The organism is Candidatus Sulfotelmatobacter sp. (genome assembly GCA_035498555.1).
Classification (GTDB): Bacteria; Eisenbacteria; RBG-16-71-46; order RBG-16-71-46; family RBG-16-71-46; genus DATKAB01.
Window position 1 is genome coordinate 49,198 of sequence record DATKAB010000173.1, and the last position, 14,774, is coordinate 63,971.

General features: G+C 66.6%; 12 protein-coding genes. All 12 read left to right on the forward strand.

The window, feature by feature from the left end; translation table 11 throughout:
* The first annotated feature begins 231 nt into the window (after nt 1-231).
* Complete coding sequence (tssA, locus tag VMJ70_13875; protein HTO92213.1) at nt 232-1,827, forward strand: type VI secretion system protein TssA; 1,596 nt, start codon at nt 232-234, stop codon at nt 1,825-1,827.
* A 38-nt stretch (nt 1,828-1,865) separates the two neighbouring features.
* Nucleotides 1,866-2,354: a type VI secretion system contractile sheath small subunit gene (gene tssB, locus VMJ70_13880; protein HTO92214.1), complete on the forward strand. Its 489-nt coding sequence runs from the start codon at nt 1,866-1,868 to the stop codon at nt 2,352-2,354.
* A gap of 51 nt (nt 2,355-2,405) precedes the next feature.
* Nucleotides 2,406-3,875 carry a type VI secretion system contractile sheath large subunit gene (tssC, locus tag VMJ70_13885; GenBank protein ID HTO92215.1) on the forward strand — a complete coding sequence of 490 codons (1,470 nt, stop codon included), beginning with the start codon at nt 2,406-2,408 and terminating at the stop codon, nt 3,873-3,875.
* A gap of 92 nt (nt 3,876-3,967) precedes the next feature.
* Nucleotides 3,968-4,471, forward strand: a complete 504-nt coding sequence (locus VMJ70_13890; protein HTO92216.1) for an Hcp family type VI secretion system effector — start codon at nt 3,968-3,970, stop codon at nt 4,469-4,471.
* Nucleotides 4,472-4,548: 77 nt separating this feature from the next.
* Complete coding sequence (gene tssE, locus VMJ70_13895; protein HTO92217.1) at nt 4,549-4,965, forward strand: type VI secretion system baseplate subunit TssE; 417 nt, start codon at nt 4,549-4,551, stop codon at nt 4,963-4,965.
* A gap of 13 nt (nt 4,966-4,978) precedes the next feature.
* Nucleotides 4,979-6,730, forward strand: coding sequence for a type VI secretion system baseplate subunit TssF (tssF, locus tag VMJ70_13900; GenBank protein HTO92218.1), 1,752 nt, complete (start codon nt 4,979-4,981; stop codon nt 6,728-6,730).
* Nucleotides 6,727-7,860 carry a type VI secretion system baseplate subunit TssG gene (gene tssG, locus VMJ70_13905; protein ID HTO92219.1) on the forward strand — a complete coding sequence of 378 codons (1,134 nt, stop codon included), beginning with the start codon at nt 6,727-6,729 and terminating at the stop codon, nt 7,858-7,860. Before tssF ends, tssG begins: the two co-directional genes overlap by 4 nt.
* 1 nt (nt 7,861) lies before the next feature.
* Entirely contained in the window at nt 7,862-10,558 is a 2,697-nt protein-coding gene (tssH, locus tag VMJ70_13910) for a type VI secretion system ATPase TssH (protein HTO92220.1), read from the forward strand.
* A 2-nt stretch (nt 10,559-10,560) separates the two neighbouring features.
* Nucleotides 10,561-12,882, forward strand: coding sequence for a type VI secretion system tip protein VgrG (locus tag VMJ70_13915; GenBank protein HTO92221.1), 2,322 nt, complete (start codon nt 10,561-10,563; stop codon nt 12,880-12,882).
* A 25-nt stretch (nt 12,883-12,907) separates the two neighbouring features.
* Nucleotides 12,908-13,228, forward strand: a complete 321-nt coding sequence (locus VMJ70_13920; GenBank protein HTO92222.1) for a PAAR domain-containing protein — start codon at nt 12,908-12,910, stop codon at nt 13,226-13,228.
* A gap of 70 nt (nt 13,229-13,298) precedes the next feature.
* Nucleotides 13,299-14,129, forward strand: a complete 831-nt coding sequence (locus VMJ70_13925; GenBank protein ID HTO92223.1) for a hypothetical protein — start codon at nt 13,299-13,301, stop codon at nt 14,127-14,129.
* Nucleotides 14,130-14,169: 40 nt separating this feature from the next.
* On the forward strand, nt 14,170-14,774 hold a 605-nt coding region (locus VMJ70_13930), incomplete at its 3' end, for a DUF2169 domain-containing protein (GenBank protein HTO92224.1).

The following is a 14,774-nucleotide window of genomic DNA, read 5'->3' on the forward strand; positions in this document are numbered from 1 at the left end:
TGCCGGCCTCTCTCAAGTCCGAATCAGGGTTGGGCATAGGTCTGCAACGGCCTCGAGCCGGTTCTCCGGAGAACCGCACACCCGGATCGCCTTGAACAGAAAGACGTTGCGCCGTCCGCTCACGGCGGCTATCGTCCTTTTCTCGGCAGGTCATGCATGGGCTCGGCGCGACATCCCGTGCCGGGTCCGAGGGGTAAGACCTTGCCCTGAGCCGCCACGCGCGGAGGCCGGATGAACTTGTCCGAAGTGCTCGAGCTGGGGACCAGACCGATTCGCGAGGACGCGCCGGCGGGCGAGTCCGCGCGCGATCGGCCCGAGTTCGAGCAACTTCAGCTCGAGATCCGCAAGCTCGAAGCCCCGGATCAACCCACGGTGGATTGGGAACGGGTGTCGCGAGCCGCGCACGCGATTCTGCAGACCCAATCCAAGGACCTCCTGGTCGCGGCCTATTTCTCGCTCGCGTTGTACGAGACCGATGGCTTCGCGGGACTCGCCGCCGGTCTCGGCGTGCTGCGCGATTTCGTCAACAACTACTGGGAGACGTGTTTTCCCGACATCAAGCGCCTGCGCGGCCGCCTGGCGGCGTTCGAGTGGCTGAACGAGCGGGGCGCGCGTGCTCTGGAGCGCGGCGGCAAGCCGCTGTCCGCCGAGGCGATCGCGCAGTGTGTCGAGCGCGTCGCCGAGCTCGAGGACAGGGCCGGTTCGCTGCTCGACGCGGCGCCGCCGCTCGGCGAGCTGCGCCGGGCGCTCGAGGAGGCCTCGAGCAACGTGCCGCAACCGGCCGCGACACAGCAGTCCTCGAGCGCGGGAGCCGCTGCTCCGGCCGCCGAAAGCTACGCGCCGCCCGCACCCTCCGGGCCGCCGCGCATCGAGGCCATCCACTCTCCCGAAGAGCTGGAACCGGCGCTCGAGGAGCTGGCGCGCCTCGGCGACCTGTGCGCGACCTGGATGCGCGCCAACGATCCCGCCGACCCGCTCGGCTATCGGCTGAGCCGGATGCTGTTCTGGCGCCAGCTGCGCCAGGCACCGCCCAGTGAAGAGGGGCGCACCGTGCTCCCGGACTTCGACACCTCGCTGCTCGAGCAACTCGAGCAGCTGATGGGCTCGGGAGAGCACGCGGCGGTGCTCGAGCAGACCGAGGCCGCCTACTTCAATGCGCCATTGTGGCTGGACCTCAGCCGTTACGCGGTGCTCGCGCTCGAGGGGCGCGGCGACGAGTTCAAGCCGGCCGCCGACGCGGTGGTGTTCGAACTGAGCTCGATGCTCAAGCGCGTGCCCGAGCTGGTGAAACTGCAGACCACGGGGGGCATTCCCTTCGCCGACGACGCCACGCGCAAGTGGATCGCGAAGCGCGTGATGGCGGGAGCGCCGATCGATTTCGGGCCTTCGGCCGAGGCCCCGGCCGGCGTGCGGCCGCGCGGCGGCGAGAATTTCGCGGCCGCCCAGAAGGAAGCGCGCAAGCTGGGCCGCGGGAGCAAGCTCGGCGCGGCACTCAAGCTGCTGAGCGAGGGCTCGCAGAAGGCCGAGCGGCTCGAGGATCGCGTGGTGTGGAAGCTCGAAGCGGCGCGGCTCTGCATGCAGGCCGGCCGGCACGAGATGGCGCTGGCGCAGCTCGAGGCGCTCGACGAGGAGCTGCGCGGCTCCACCATCGAAGATTGGGATCCCGCATTGTGCGCGGAAATCCTCAGGGACCTGCTGCGGTGCCGCCAGCAGGTCGCACAGTCGGCGGACTTCTCGGCCTCCGAGCTGGCGCGTTCGCGCGAGCTCATGGGCCGACTCTGCCGCCTCGACGTGGTTTCGGCACTGGAACTCAATGGCCGAGAGTGATCTCGCCTCGATTGGCACCCAACTGAAAGGAGAACATCATGGCAGGCAAAGAGGGCTCAGCCCCTCCGATGGAGCGGATCAACATCGTGTACCGATCGCTCCGCAACGGCGTCCAGGAAGAAATCGAGCTGCCGCTCAAGCTGATGGTGCTCGGCGACTTCACCCAGCGCGAGGACGACACTCCGCTCGAGGAGCGCAAGGCCATCCAGCTCGACAAGGACAACTTCAACGACGTGATGGCCCAGCAGAAGCTCAACGCCTCCTTCAACGTCTCCAACAAGCTGAGCGGCGCCGCGGGTGAGGAGATGCCGGTCGACATCAACATCGGCAACATGAAGGACTTTTCGCCCGCCGAGGTCGCCCGCCAGGTCCCCGAGCTGCGCAAGCTGCTGGAGCTGCGCGAGGCGCTGGTGGGGCTCAAGAGCCCGCTCGGAAACAGCGTGGCGTTTCGCAAGAAGCTCGACGAGCTGCTCAAGGATCCGGCGCAGCGCGAGAAGCTGCTCAAGGAGCTCGGCGCGGGCGAGTAGTTCGACCGGCGTATTCACGAAAGAACGATTCGTCATTCGGGAGGATGGACGATGGCTGAGCAGGAAAAGGAACATCAGTCGAGCGCCGGCGAGACCGTGGAGGCCGGAGGCTCGCTCCTCGAGGGAATCATCGAGGGCACCCAGTTGCAGCCGGACGCCGGCACGCGGAGCGCGCTGGCCAAGGTGGTCGAGGTCATCGTCGGACATCCGGGCACCCGGATTCACCAGTCGGTGGCCAACGACCTGATCGCCGATCTCGACAAGCGGATGAGCTCCCAGCTCGACGAGATCCTGCACCATCCGGATTTCCAGAGGCTGGAATCGGCATGGCGCGGGCTCAAGTTGCTGGTGGATCGCACCGACTTTCGCGAGAACATCCGCATGGAGCTGCTGAACGTCTCGAAGGCCGACCTGCTGAACGATTTCGAGGATGCGCCCGAGATCACCAAGTCCGGGCTCTACAAGCACGTCTACACCGCCGAGTACGGGCAGTTCGGCGGCCAGCCGGTGGCCGCGGTGGTGGCCAACTACGAGTTCGACGCCGGCCCGCAGGACATGAAGCTGCTGCAGTACTGCGCCAGCGTCTCAGCCATGGCGCACGCGCCGTTCATCGCCTCGGCATCGTCGAAGATGTTCGGCTGCAAGTCGTGGCAGGAGCTGCCCAATCTCAAGGACCTGAAGTCGGTGTTCGAGGGTCCGCAGTACGCCAAGTGGCGCTCGTTCCGCGAGTCGGAAGACGCGCGCTACGTCGGACTCACGGCGCCGCGCTTCCTGTTGCGCCTGCCCTACGGCGGCGAGACCGTGCCGGTGAAGGACTTCAACTACGAAGAGAAAGTCACCGACAGCCACGACAAGTACCTGTGGGGCAACACCGCCTTCACCTTCGCCTCGAAGCTGACCGACAGCTTCGCGAAGAATCGGTGGTGCACGAGCATCATCGGCCCGCAGAGCGGCGGCACGGTCGAGGACCTGCCGGTGCACGTGTTCAAGTCGATGGGCGCGACCGAACAGAAGATTCCGACCGAGATCCTGATCTCGGAGCGGCGCGAATTCGAGCTGGCCGAGGAAGGCTTCATCGCGCTGACGCAGCGGAAGGGCAGCGACAACGCCTGCTTCTTCTCGGCGAACTCGGTGCAGAAGTCCAAGACCTTCGGGCAGAGCAAGGAAGGCAAGGAGGCCGAGGCCAACTTCAAGCTCGGCACCCAGCTTCCCTACATGTTCATCGTCAACCGCCTGGCGCATTACCTCAAGGTGATCCAGCGCGAGAACATCGGCAGCTGGAAGGAAAAGGAAGACCTGAACCGCGAGCTCAACAACTGGATCAGCCAGTACGTGGCCGAGATGGACGTGGTGCAGGAGTCGGTGAAGCGCCGTCGCCCGCTGCGGCAGGCCGAAGTGCTGGTGTCCGACGTCGAAGGCAATCCCGGCTGGTACAAGGTAGATCTCCGGGTGCGCCCGCACTTCAAGTACATGGGAGCGTTCTTCTCGCTGTCGCTGGTCGGCAAGCTCGACAAGAAGTGAGAGAGCGGTACCGCGGCGGAACCGAGGTTCGCTCCGCCCGGCCTCGCTGTCTCCGGTCGTTGAACCCAACCTCACCCAGGAGGTCGTGACTCATGGCGCTGAATGCCTATCTGAAGCTGAAGGGGCAGAAGCAGGGGGATATCAAGGGCAGCGTCACCCAGAAGGGGCGCGAAGGGAAGATCATGGTGATCGCGGTTTCGCACGAGATCATCAGCCCTCGCGATCCGGCGTCCGGACTGCCGACCGGCAAGCGCATGCACAAGCCCTACGTGATCACCAAGGAGCTCGACAAGTCCACTCCGCTCCTCTACAACGCGCTGGTCAACAACGAGAATCTGCCCACGTGGGAGATCGAGTTCTGGACCCCGCAGCTCTCGGCTGCGACCGGTACCGGACAGGAGAAGCAGCACTACACGGTCGAGCTGACCAACGCGAACATCGCGTCGATCGCGTTCCGCATGCCCAACAACAAGCATCCCGATCTGGCGAAGTACGCCGAGTACGAGGAAGTCGCTTTCACCTATCAGAAGATCACTTGGACCTGGAAGGACGGCGGCATCACGGCCTCGGACGACTGGGAGGCTCCGGTCACCTGAGATCGGAGCGACGATGAGCGGACGGAGGGCGCCGCGACGCGGCGCCCTCCCGATTCCAACCTCTTGCGGGACCCGAAATGCCTCGTGAACGCAGCCTGCTGGAGCGCTTCCGCTCCCCCGAGATCGATTCCGAGCGCACGATTCACGTGGACACCAAGCGGCTCGCGGACTCGGTACTCGACAATTTGCGGCGGCTTCTCAATTCGCACCAGGGGAACGTGCCGATCCGCAGCGACTACGGAATCCCGCCGATCGTCGACGTGCTCCACAATTTCCCCGATGCGATTGGTGGCATGCGCAAGGCGATCAAGACCGCGATCGAAGTCTACGAGCCGCGCCTGCGGCGGGTCTCGGTTCGCCATGTCGAGAATCCCGACGACCCGCTGGCTCTGAATTTCGAGATCAGCGCCGAGCTGGTGACCGAGGAGGACAAGGCTTCGGTGCAGATCTCCACCCGGATCGACGGATCGGGCCACGTGCGAGTCAAGGGCTAGGCCGGGTCGCCGCGTGTTCAACAAGTACTACCAGGACGAGCTGCAATTCCTTCGCGAGCTGGGCGAGGAGTTCGCGCGCGCGCATCCGACCGCTGCCCACTACCTGTCGGGGCCCAGCCGCGATCCCGACGTCGAACGCATGCTCGAAGGCTTCGCGTTCCTGTCGGCGCAGATCCGCCAGAAGCTTGACGACGAATTCCCCGAGCTGGCGCACAGCCTGTTCCGGCTCATGTGGCCGCACTACCTGCGCCCGGTGCCGTCGATGGCGATCCTCGAGTTCCAGCCGGTCCTGCAGGCCCTGCGCCAGTCCCAGCCGATCGCGCGCGGCGTCGAGGTGCATTCGACGCCGGTCGAGGGAACGCCGTGCCGTTTCCGGACCGCGTACGACGTCATGCTCCATCCGTTGTCGCTCGAAGATGCGGGGCTCGAGCTGCGCAGCACCGGCCGCTCGCGGCTCAGGCTCTCGTTCAAGATCTGGAACCAGGCCAAGCCCGACGTCCTCAAGCTCGGGCGCCTGCGATTGTTCCTGCACGGCGATGCGGCCACGACCTATGCGCTTCACTATCATCTCTCGCGCCACGTCGCCGAAGTCCGCATGGTGGCGGGGCCGCAGCCTTCCGAAAGTGACACCAAATTCCACTCGCTGAGCCTCGAGCCGGCCGGGTTCGGCGAGGACGAGGCGCTGCTCCCCTACCCTCCCAACTCGTTTCCCGGCTACCGGCTTCTCCAGGAGTACTTCGCGCTGCCCGAGAAATTCCTGTTCGTCGACCTGATCGGCATCGACGGCGCCCCGGCCCTGCTGGGCGGCGACCGCTTCACCATCGACGTCCGCTTCGATCGCGCGCTGGCGCCGGCGCTGCGCCCGACCAAGGACGATTTCCGGCTCTACTGCACTCCGATCGTGAATCTCTTCCCCAACGATGGCGACCCGATGAAGGTGAGCCGTGAACAGACCGATTACCGGCTGCGTCCCTCGGGTTCCAATCCCTTCCACTTCGAAGTGTTCTCGGTGGACCGAGTCGGAATGATCTCGCCGGGGACGGTGGAGGAGCGGGAGGTGCCCGACTTCCATCGCTTCGGGCTCCTCCGCGAGAGCGGCATCAAGACCTACTACGATGTGCGGTTGCATCCATCGGTCGTGGACGAGCGCGTCGACACCTACGTGCGATTCGTGGATGCCGACGGCGAAGCCCAACTGATCGAGAACGAGACTGCGACGTTCAAGCTGACCTGCTCCAATCGCCGTCTTCCGGAAGCGCTCCAGCTCGGAGACGTCTCGGTGCCCACCGACGACTCGCCGGCATTCGTGAAGTTCCGCAACCTCACGCCGCCGACCAGCTCGGTGATGCCGCCACTCGGATCCGACCTCCATTGGCGATTGATCTCCCATCTGTCGCTCAACTACGTCTCGCTGGTGGATGTGGAGGCGCTGCGCGGCGTGCTCGAGCTCTACAATTTTCAAGTGCTGCGCGATCCGCGCGCCGCGCGCGCCAACACCCTGAAGCTGCAGGGCATTCACGCGCTGCGCGCCGAGCCGGTGGAGGCGCTGGTGCGCGGCTCGGTCATGCGCGGCACCGCGGTGACCCTCGACGCGCTCGAGGATCACTTCGCGGGCGAGGGGGACCTCTTCCTGTTCGCGACCATTGTCAACGAGTTCCTGAGCCTGCATGCGACACTCAACTCGTTCACGCAGTTCAGCGTGCGCGGCCTCCAGGGCGGCGAGACCATCGACTGGCCGCATCGCATCGGGCAGGATCTGCTATGAGCGACGTGCTGCAGCGCCCGCGCGCCTACGAATTCTTCCAGCTCGTGAAGCTGCTCCGGCGCCGCGATCCCGAGGCGGTGCTTCCGGGCGGCGCCGGGCCGGCGCGACTCGAGAACGTGCGCTTCCGCCCGCCGCTCCATATGTCCTTCCCGACCGGCGACGTCGAGTCGCTGACCGAGCTCGAGCCCGACGCCGACGGCGGCCGCACCCGCTATCGGGTCGAGGTCAACTTCATGGGGCTCTACGGCCCCTCGTCGCCGCTGGCCACGCATTTCACCGAAGAAATGATCTGGGCCGGCCTGTCGAGCGACGCGGCGCGCGACTTCGTGGACCTCTTCCACCACCGGCTGATCTCGTTCGTCTTCCAGGCCTGGCAGAAGTACCGCTACTCCGAGCAGTTCCAGACCCGCCCGCTCGACGCCTTCAGCCGCCGCGCGCTGAGCCTGCTGGGCATGGGCACGGCCGGGATGGAAGCGGGCTCGCGGCTCCCGGCGCTGATCCTCTTGCGTTCGGCGGGGCTGCTCGCGGATCGGCATCGCTCGGCTGCCGGACTCCAGCAGCTCCTGCGCACGCATTTCGAGCTGGGCACGATCCGTGTCGAGGCCTGCCGCGAGATCCGCGCCAACATCCCGTTCGCGCAGCGGCTCCGACTCGGGCGGCCGAGCGCGAGGCTCGGAGACAACGCGGTGCTCGGCGAGCGGGTGGTGGACCGCGCCAGCAGCTTCCGCATCGTGCTCGGCCCCTTCGACGTCGCCAACGCCCGTCGCTTCCTGCCGGGCGGCGACGAGTTGCTGCGGCTGGTGCGGCTGGTGCGACTGTTCGTGCGCGATCCGCTCCACTTCCGTCTCGAGCTTCGGGTGCCGGCCGAGAACGTTCCGCCGCTGCGACTGACGGAGCGCGCGAAGCTCGGGCTCGGACATCTCACCTGGCTGTCGCCCGACGGGCGCCACGAAGGGCGCGCGGCGGTTTCCATCCGTGCGGTGGACCCGCTCTATCAGCGACGCGACGTGGCTCCGGCGCCGCTGCCCGAGCGCGCCGAGCCGCGCCCCGAGACCCCGGCGGCTGCGATTCGAACGACTCCTCCCGCGACGCGCAAGATCACGCGGGTGACCACACTCCGGAGAAACTGACATGGATCTCGATCTGAAAGGCCTGATTCGCAAGCTCGATCGCACCTGCACCCGCGCGCTCGAGAGCGCCGCGGGGCTGTGCGTTTCGCGCACGCATTACGAAGTGACGGTCGAGCACGTGCTGGCCATGCTGATCGAGGACACCGGCGCCGACATCGCGCCGATCCTGCGTCACTTCGAGATCGAGTCCTCGCAGTTCTTGCGTGAGGTGCAGCGCACGCTCGAGCGCCAGCGCTCCGGCAACACCGGTCGTCCGGTGTTCTCGCCCCTGCTGGTCAACTGGTTCCAGGATGCCTGGCTCTACGCCTCGGTCGAGTTCGGCGAGTACTCGGTGCGCTCGGGTCTGCTGCTCTACACCATGGCCCGTCGTCCCGAGCGCTATACCGCCGAAGACCTGTCGGCGATGCTCGAGCGGATCCGCCAGGACGAGCTGAAGCGCGACTTCGCCTCGATCACCGCGGCCTCGCCCGAGGCCCAGCAGGTGGCGGCCGCCGCCAGCACTGCCGCGGCGCCCGCGTCGGCGCCCGGGGCACCCGGCCGGCCGGGTGACGAGAGCGCGATCGGCCGCTTCATGGTCGATTTCACCGAGAAGGCGAGACAGGGATCGATCGATCCCGTGTTCGGTCGCGATCGCGAGATCCGCCAGATGATCGACATCCTCGGCCGGCGCCGGAAGAACAACCCGATCGTGGTCGGCGAGCCGGGTGTAGGCAAGACCGCGGTGGTCGAGGGACTGGCCCTGCGCATCGTGCAGGGCGACGTGCCCGAGCTGCTCAAGAACGTCCGGCTGCTGTCGCTCGATCTCGGCCTGCTGCAGGCGGGCGCCGGGGTGAAGGGCGAGTTCGAGAACCGGCTCAAGAACGTGATCGCCGAGATCAAGGCGTCGCCGACGCCGATCGTCACGTTCATCGACGAGGCCCACACCCTGATCGGCGCGGGCGGCTCGGCCGGCACCAGCGACGCCGCCAATCTGCTCAAGCCGGCGCTGGCGCGCGGCGAGCTGCGCACCGTCGCGGCCACCACCTGGTCCGAGTACAAGAAGTATTTCGAGAAGGATCCCGCGCTCGAGCGGCGCTTCCAGCTCGTGAAGCTCGACGAGCCTTCCGTGGACGACGCGATCGTCATGATGCGCGGCCTGAAGGATAGGTACGAGCAGGCGCACGGCATCCGGATCCTCGACGAAGGCATCGTGGCGGCAGCGCAGCTCTCGAGCCGCTACATCTCGGGCCGCCAGCTGCCCGACAAGGCCGTCGACCTGCTCGACACCGCTGCGGCGCGCGTCAAGATCGCGCGCGCCACCAAGCCCGAACAGGTGGACGACATCGAACGGCGGCTGCAGGCGCTGGAGCGCGAGCAGAACGCGTTGCGCGCCGACGCGGCGATGGGCGGCGTGATGGCGGGCAGCAGCCGCGAGCGCGAGCAGCGGCTGGCGGCGCTGGACGGCGAGATCGCGCAGCTCAAGTCCTCACGCGAATCGATCATGGAACGCTTCCATCGCGAGCGCGGCGCGCTCGACCGGGTGCTGGCACTGCGCTCGAAGGTCGAGGGCGGCGCGAAGCAGGAGGGCTCGGATCAGCCCGCCCCGCCCGACCCCGGCGCCCAGTCCGAGCTCGACAAGGCGCTGCGCGAATTCGCCTCGACGCAGGGCGACGAGCCGCTGGTGGCGCTCGATGTCGACGGGCGGCTGGTCGCGAGCGTGGTGGCGAGCTGGACCGGCATCCCGGCGGGCAAGATGATGAAGGACGAGGCCGCTTCGATCCTGAGCTTCCGGGAGAAGATGGCCGAGCGCATCAAGGGGCAGGACCACGCGCTCGAGGCGGTGGATCGCGGATTGCGCGCGGCACGGTCGGGGCTCAAGAATCCCGGCGCACCGATCGGGCAGTTCATCTTCGTGGGCCCGAGCGGCGTGGGGAAGACCGAGACCGCGACGGCGGTCGCCGATCTGATGTTCGGCGGCGAGCGATTCCTCACCACCATCAACATGTCGGAGTTCCAGGAGAAACACACCGTCAGCCGGCTGATCGGCTCGCCGCCCGGCTACGTCGGCTACGGCGAGGGCGGCATGCTCACCGAGGCGATCCGCCAGCGGCCCTACTCGGTGGTGCTGCTCGACGAGTGCGAGAAGGCCGATCCCGAGATCCTCAACCTCTTCTATCAGGTGTTCGACAAGGGTACTCTGTCGGACGGTGAGGGCCGCGAGATCGACTGCAAGAACTGCGTATTCTTCCTCACCAGCAACCTGTGCACCGACATCATTCAGAACCTGTGCGCCGGACCGGTGCGTCCGACGCGCGAGGAGCTGGTGGCGGCGATTCGGCCGGCGCTCTCCAAGTACATGAAGCCCGCGCTGCTCGCGCGCATGGAGGTGGTGCCGTTCTTCACCCTGCCGCCCGAGCACTTGAAGGAGATCACCCGCCTCAAGCTGAAGAAGATTGCGAACCGGCTGCGCGACAGTCACAAGATGACACTCGAGTGCGCGCCTGAGATGGTGGAGGTCATCGCCAATCGCTGCACCGAAGTCGAGACCGGGGCGCGCAACATCGACCACATCATCTCGGAAACCCTGCTTCCGATGATGTCGAACGCGCTGCTCGAGAAAATGTCCGAAGGAGTCATGCCCGACACCATGCACGTAAAGGTCGGAGAAGGCGATCGATTCGAGATCGCCTTCGAGGATCGGGGAACCCGGGAAGCCTGAAGATGCCGCAGTCGACCGACTTCGTCTTTTCCGCCGGCCACCTCGATTCCGACGATCTCCGCGTTCTCCGATACACGGGGAGCGAGGGGATCTCGCAGTGCTTCGTCTACGACCTGGAACTCTCGACGCCCGAGACGCAGATCGATTTCGAGGACCTGGTCGGCGAGAAGTGCCACCTGATCGTGACCACCGCGTTCGGCGAGCGCCACGTGGACGGCATCGTCGCGCGCTGGGAGGAGGTCGGGCGGACCAAGGACGCGACCTATCACACCGCGCGCCTGGTTCCGCGCGTCTGGACGCTCAACCTGATCCGCCAGAGTCGGATCTTCCAGGGCCTTTCCACTCCGGAAATCCTCGAGCAGGTGCTGAAGGGCGCCGGCATCCCCTCCGACGACTACAAGCTGTCGCTAAAGGGCAAGTACGAGGCGAGGACCTACTGCGTGCAATATCGCGAGAGCGACTTCGATTTCATCTCGCGCCTCATGGAAGAAGACGGGATGTTCTTCTTCTTCGAGCACACTGAAGATTCGCACGCGATGATCATCGGTGACGGTCCCGAGGTGCACGCCGAGCTGCCGGACGGCGCCGAGATCCGCTATCGCGAGGCCGATTCCGGCATGCTCGGACTGGAGCAGGTGCTCCATTTCCGCTACGCGCGGACCCTTCGGCCCGGCGCGGTCATGCTCAAGGAATTCGACTTCAAGAAGCCCTCACTCGCCCTCAAGGCCACCGAGAAGGCGGACGCGAAGAAGGAGAGCAAGTTCGAGAGCTACGACTATCCCGGCGAGTATCCCGCCCAGTCCATCGGCGACCGGCTGGTGAAGGTCCGTCTCCAGGAGGAGCGGGCCGAATCTTATCTCGGACAGGGCGAAACGGACTGCCGCCGTTTCTACCCGGGCTGGAAGTTCACGCTGGCCGATCATCCGAACGACGCGCTCAACATCGAGTACCTGCTGGTGCGCGTCCGGCACGCCGGCGAGCAGCCGCATGCCGCCGGCGGAGCCGGCGGGGGAGACGCGAAGAAGCCGGTCTACCGCGCCACCTTCGATTGCATTCCGGCCGCGGTTTCCTATCGCTCGCCGCGGGTGACGCCGCGGCCCACCATCGACGGCCCGCAGACCGCGGTGGTGGTCGGCGGGTCGCAGGACGAGATCCACTGTGACGACCACGGTCGCGTGAAGGTGAAGTTCCACTGGGATCGCGCGGACACCAAGGGCGACAAGAGCTCGTGCTGGATTCGCGTCAGCCAGGCGTGGGGCGGTGCGGGCTGGGGCACGCTGTTCATCCCGCGCGTTGGGCAGGAAGTGGTGGTCGACTTCCTCGAAGGCGATCCCGACCGACCTCTGATCACGGGCCGCGTCTACAACGCCACCAATCCGGTGCCCTACAAGTTGCCCGACAACAAGACTCGAACTTCGATCAAGTCGAACTCCTCGCCGGGTGGCGACGGCGCCAACGAGCTGCGCTTCGAGGACAAGAAGGGGAACGAACAGCTCTTCATCCAGGCCGAGAAGGACGTCGATCTCTACGTCAAGAACGACCATCGCGAGTTCTTCGGTCGCGACAAGCATTCGACCGTGACCCGCGACCACCTGACCAGCATCGAGCGCGACGAGCACCTGCTGGTGGACCGCGATTCGCTCTCGGACGTGACGCGCGATCACTCGCTCAAGGTCGGCGGCAAGCAGATGCTGGGAGTCACCGGGACGCGCACCGTGAAGGTGACGGGAGACATTCACGAGTCCACCGGCGGGAAGTTCAGCCTCGAGGCCTCGCAGGGCATTTATCTCAAGGCGTCGTCGATCGTCATCGAGGGCAGTCAGGCGGTCACGCTCAAGGTGGGCGGCAATTTCGTGATGGTGGATCCGGGCGGCGTGACGATCGTCGGCTCGATGATCAAGCTCAACAGCGGCGGCTCGGCGGGTTCGGGCACGGCCGTCAACGCCGTGCCGACGGTCAAGCCCACCAAGGCGATCAAGGCGGCCGACGCCGCCTCCTCGGGCGCGGTCAAGGGCTCCACGGACTCCAGTTCCTCGGGCTCGAGCTCCTCCTCGAGCTCGAGCTCCAGCGATGACCGCAAGTCTCACAAGGATCCGGCCAAGGACGCTCCCCAGGACAAGGACAAGACCTGGATCGAAGTGGAGCTGGTGGACGAGAACAAGAAGCCGGTGGCGGGCGAGCCCTACGAGGTGGAGCTGCCCGACGGTTCGATCGCGACCGGCACCACCGGCGCCGACGGCGTGGCGCGCATCGAGGGCGTGGATCCGGGCAGCTGCAAGGTCCGCTTCCCGAAGCGCGACAAGGGCGCCTGGAAGAAGGCATGAAGAGCATTTCAGGGAGTGGGTGATCATGCCAGGTCTCGGTCGCCTGGGCGACCTGTCGAAGGCGGATGTCGACGCGCACGGCTGCCCCGCTTGCCCGCACTCCGTGACGGGGCCAGCGGTGGTGGGCTCGCCCGACGTGCAGGTGAACAACAAGCCGGCGCTCCGCGTCGGCGACAACGGAATTCATGCCGCCTGTTGCGGCCCCAATACCTGGACCGCCATCACCGGCAGCTCGACCGTGTTCATCGACCATCTGCCGGCGCACCGCCTGAACGACATGGATTTGCACTGTGGTGGCGTCGGACAGTTGACCCAGGGAAGCCCCGACGTGATTGTCGGCGGCTGAGCGAAGAGGACCCGCGGCGAAAGCGGCCGGCATCCAGTGGCGGAGGCCGATCCGCGTCGCTCATGAGCCCATGCCCAAACCCCCGAAGGAACTCTACTCGCAGCTCGCGAAGCAGCTGTTCGCCGCCAAGACCATCGCGCTGCCGCAGAACTGGACGCCGCCCGGCTCGCAGTTCTCCAACGCGTTCTCGGTGAGCGAGCTGATCTCGCTTCCCAACTCGCCCACCAATCTGTTTCGCGAGGCGACGCTCAACAAGTATCACGTCGACACCGCCAAGGAGATCGGCGAAAAGTTCGAGAAGTTCATCGACGGCGTCTGCGGGGCGGTCTGCGACGGCATCGGCAACTGGCTCACGGCCTCCACCATCGCGGGCGTGATGATCAACGCGGTGGTGGGCGTGCTCACGCCGGGCTGCGTGATCGGCCCGCCGCTCGGGCCGCTGATCCTGGCCGGCGCTCCCAAGGAGACGCCCGCCGAGCTCAAGTACTCGACCGCCATCGCCAACGCGTTCGGCAACGCCTGGACGACGTGGGCGTCTGGCCTCACCGGCCAGCTCATGTATCCGTTGTTTGCCGCGGTTCCCTCGCCGGTCGCGCCCCCGGCTCCCAATGTTCCGATGCCGTTGATCACGTTCGCCTCGCCGGGGGAGGCGCTGCTGTCGCCCTCGACGCTCAAGATGTCGATGGTCGGGCTCTACGGCGATCCCACCGCGCTTCACTCCGACGATCTGTTCGACGCGCTGAGCCAGGCGTTCGCCACGCCATTCAACATGTTCAAGGCCACGACCATGGTGCAGAACGTGCTCGGCACCGGACCGGTGCCGACCTTCGCGCCGCCCTTCGTGCCGGTCGGGCCGGTGGTGGGTGGCGTGGGCACGGGACCCCCGGGATGCCTGTCGTGAGGGCACGCCGAGCGCCGCCGGCAGGCACGGCGCGGGTCGCGTGAAGGTCGAGAATCAGACTGGATTCCCGGTTCAGGTGATGCCGGGATTCGGCCCCGACGACCGCACCGTGCTCACGCTGGTGCTCAAGGGCACCTTCGAGATCGTCCCCGGCGGCGCGGCGAAGCCGGCGGAGCAGCCCGAGCCCATTGCGTTCGCCGACGTGCTCGCCGAAGGACCGCGCGGCCCGGTGCCGCAGGTCGACTCCGATCTCGCGCCGTTCAAGCCGCGCGCCGACGTCCTGCTGGTGGGAACGGCGCGTGCGCCGAAAGGGCGCCCGGTGACGCAGCTCGACGTGGGCCTCAAGCTCGGCCGGCTCGAGAAGATCGTGCGCGTGTTCGGCGAACGCCGCTGGGATGCGGGCGGATTCGGCCGCGATCCCCGGCCCTCGGATCCGAAGCCGTTCGCCGAATGCGATCTCTCCTACGCGATGGCGTTCGGCGGCGTGGACGACAAGAGCGGCGGCGCCAGCACCGCCAATCCGATCGGCCTCGGTTTCATCGCCGAGAAGGCAAAGAAGAGCGCCGTCGAGGGCGTGCCGCTCCCGCGCCTCGAGAATCCGGCTGAGCTGATCGAATCGTGGAAAGACCGGCCGGCGCCGTTCGC